Source organism: Dorea sp. 210702-DFI.3.17 (genome assembly GCF_020560825.1).
Lineage (GTDB): Bacteria > Bacillota > Clostridia > Lachnospirales > Lachnospiraceae > Dorea > Dorea formicigenerans.
The window spans coordinates 1-2,858 of record NZ_JAJCNB010000066.1; the positions used below are offsets into that span (position 1 = coordinate 1).

At 41.3% G+C, this 2,858-nt stretch carries 3 protein-coding genes; all 3 read left to right on the forward strand.

Annotated features, from left to right (window positions below; translation table 11 throughout):
• Positions 1-154 precede the first annotated feature (154 nt).
• Positions 155-1,216: a replication initiation factor domain-containing protein gene (locus LI149_RS14830; RefSeq protein WP_259302594.1), complete on the forward strand. Its 1,062-nt coding sequence runs from the start codon at positions 155-157 to the stop codon at positions 1,214-1,216.
• A complete protein-coding gene (locus LI149_RS14835; protein ID WP_002607397.1) occupies positions 1,216-1,419 on the forward strand; it encodes an excisionase in 204 nt (67 codons plus the stop codon). Before LI149_RS14830 ends, LI149_RS14835 begins: the two co-directional genes overlap by 1 nt.
• A 78-nt stretch (positions 1,420-1,497) precedes the next feature.
• Complete coding sequence (locus LI149_RS14840; protein ID WP_009320106.1) at positions 1,498-2,691, forward strand: site-specific integrase; 1,194 nt, start codon at positions 1,498-1,500, stop codon at positions 2,689-2,691.
• The last annotated feature ends 167 nt before the right edge of the window (positions 2,692-2,858 follow it).

Consider the following 2,858-nt stretch of genomic DNA (forward strand, 5'->3'; position numbering starts at 1 on the left):
AGGGCGTATATGTAACACCGCCCTGCGCATACATGTCATAGTACCTAGAAACTGTGATAAATAAAGGACAAAACGCTATTTTTACCCCGCAAAAAAACGGGGCATACGAAAGGAGTAATGCACTATAACTACACACAAAAATTTATCCGTTAAGATTGATTACATCAGCATTGTATTTGAAACGGCAACCGCTGAAGATGTAATCATGCACATTTTAGGTTTACCGACTGATATTTTCAATGTCTATCCGGCAAGCATTAAATACAAAACCTATCAAGCACGCTGGCAGATTGGAGATATTTATGTATCGGGGGACGCAAGAAAGACAGAGGACAACCCACAGGGGCTAGGCTGTTATCTTGTTATGACTGGCAGAGGTTGTGATGATATTTTCCGTATTCTCGACAGTAGGAATTATACCTTTGGGGATATGTTCCGACGCTGTGAGCGAAGATACGGACTGGATAATTTTCATTTCACAAGACTTGATATTGCCATTGATGATAAGAACGAAAAGCCATTCTTTACCATAGAGCAGATAAAGAAGAAATGCGAAAAAGAGGAATTTATCTCCAATAGTGAGGGCTACCACTTTGATGAAAGCAAGTTTGACGATTTCGACACCGCAAAGACTGTTTATATCGGTGCTGGAAAATCTGGATTATCCTACCGCTTTTATGATAAGGATAAGGAAGTCTGTTCAAAACATAATAAGACGCTTGAGGAAGTCGGCAGTTGGAAACGAACAGAAATGCAACTGCGTGATGATAAGGCTCATGTTTTTGCCATGACATTTAAGGACAGACCGCTGGAACTTGGGGAACTGGCTTTCGGGCTACTGGCAAACAACCTACGCTTTGTCGTGCCAAACAGAAACGAAAGTAATAAAAGCAGGTGGAAAACGTGTCGATTTTGGGAACGCTTTTTAGGGGCTGTGGAAGTCTTGAAACTGCAAGTACCAAAGCAGCATAATTCCCTTGAAGAAACACAGCAATGGCTCACAGAGGGTGGCGTCATTTCCGCTGTCAAAAGTTTTTATTTCTTGGAAGAACATGACGCATTAGGTGGACTGGAAAAAGTAGGAACTATGCTTGATAAGGCAAGATACAGCAATTCCCTTTCCAGTAAATTAACCGCCCATTTACAGAGGATAAACCGCACCGACCTTATCCCCTATATCCAGTATGACACAAAACATGGGAAAGGGGGTATCTGATGAATAACAACGATATTCCCGTATGGGAAAAATACACCCTTACCATTGAAGAAGCGTCAAAGTATTTCCGCATTGGAGAAAACAAGTTAAGACGATTGGCAGAGGAAAACAAGGACGCTGGCTGGCTCATTATGAATGGCAACCGCATACAGATTAAACGCCGACAGTTTGAACAGGTCATTGACAAATTGGACGCAATCTAATGCAAATGAGCCTTGTATGTGTTATGATGAACACAAGTCATATCAAGGCTCTTTCCAACAAGGAAAGGAGCAGACACCATGAAAGAAAAAAGACGGGATAGCAAAGGTCGTATCCTGCATACTGGAGAGAGCCAACGAACAGACGGAAAATACTTATATAAATATGTAGACGCATTTGGAAACACAAAATATGTGTATGCTTGGAGATTGACACCCACAGACCCGACACCAAAGGGAAAACGGGAAAAACCCTCACTTCGAGAACTGGAACAGCAGATAAGACGGGATATTGAGGACGGTATCGACAGCACAGGCAAGAAAATGACGCTTTGCCAACTCTATGCCAAACAGAACGCACAGAGGGCAAATGTGAAGAAAAGCACAATGAAACAACGGGAACAACTCATGCGGTTATTGAAAGAGGACAAGTTGGGTGCTAGGAGCATTGATACAATCAAGCCCTCTGACGCTAAAGAATGGGCGGTACGCATGAAAGACAAAGGCTTTTCCTACAATACCATTAACAACCATAAACGCTCGTTAAAAGCGTCATTCTATATCGCCATACAAGACGATTGCGTAAGGAAAAATCCCTTTGATTTCAAGTTAAGTGAAGTCCTAGAAAATGATACCAAAGAGAAAGTTGCATTGACAGAGGAACAGGAACAAGCCTTACTCTCATTCATCAAGACGGACAATGTGTATCACAAGTATTATGATGATGTGCTGATACTGTTAAAAACAGGACTTCGTATCTCGGAACTGTGCGGACTGACAGTAGCCGATATTGATTTCAAGAATGAAGTTGTGATTATCGACCACCAGTTACTAAAGAGCAAGGAACAAGGCTATTATATTGAAACGCCTAAGACGAAAAGCGGAATAAGGCAAGTACCATTAAGCAGAGAAACGATACAGGCATTTCAACGGGTTATGAAGAAACGCCCAAAGGCAGAACCATTTGTGATAGACGGACGGGGCAATTTCCTATTTGTCAATCATAAGGACAAGCCAAAAGTTGCGATTGATTACAACGCCTTATTTGTCCGTATGGTAAAGAAATACAACAAGCACCACAAAGACAATCCCTTGCCACATATCACACCGCATACGCTACGCCATACGTTCTGCACAAGGCTGGCAAGCAAGAACATGAACCCAAAAGATTTACAGTATATCATGGGGCATTCAAACATTAGTATCACAATGAATTGGTACGCTCATGCGTCCATAGATACCGCAAAATCAGAGGTTCAGCGTCTAATTGCATAGAAGTATTTACCACGATTTTAACCACGTTTGATAGAGAAAATATAAGAAGATAGACCTAGATATGTGAGGTTTACCACAAAAGCAAAATGCCCGTAGAGCCGATAAAATAAGGCTTTGCGGACATTTAAGAAGATATAAAAAGATAGTCAAAAACACATATATAATTT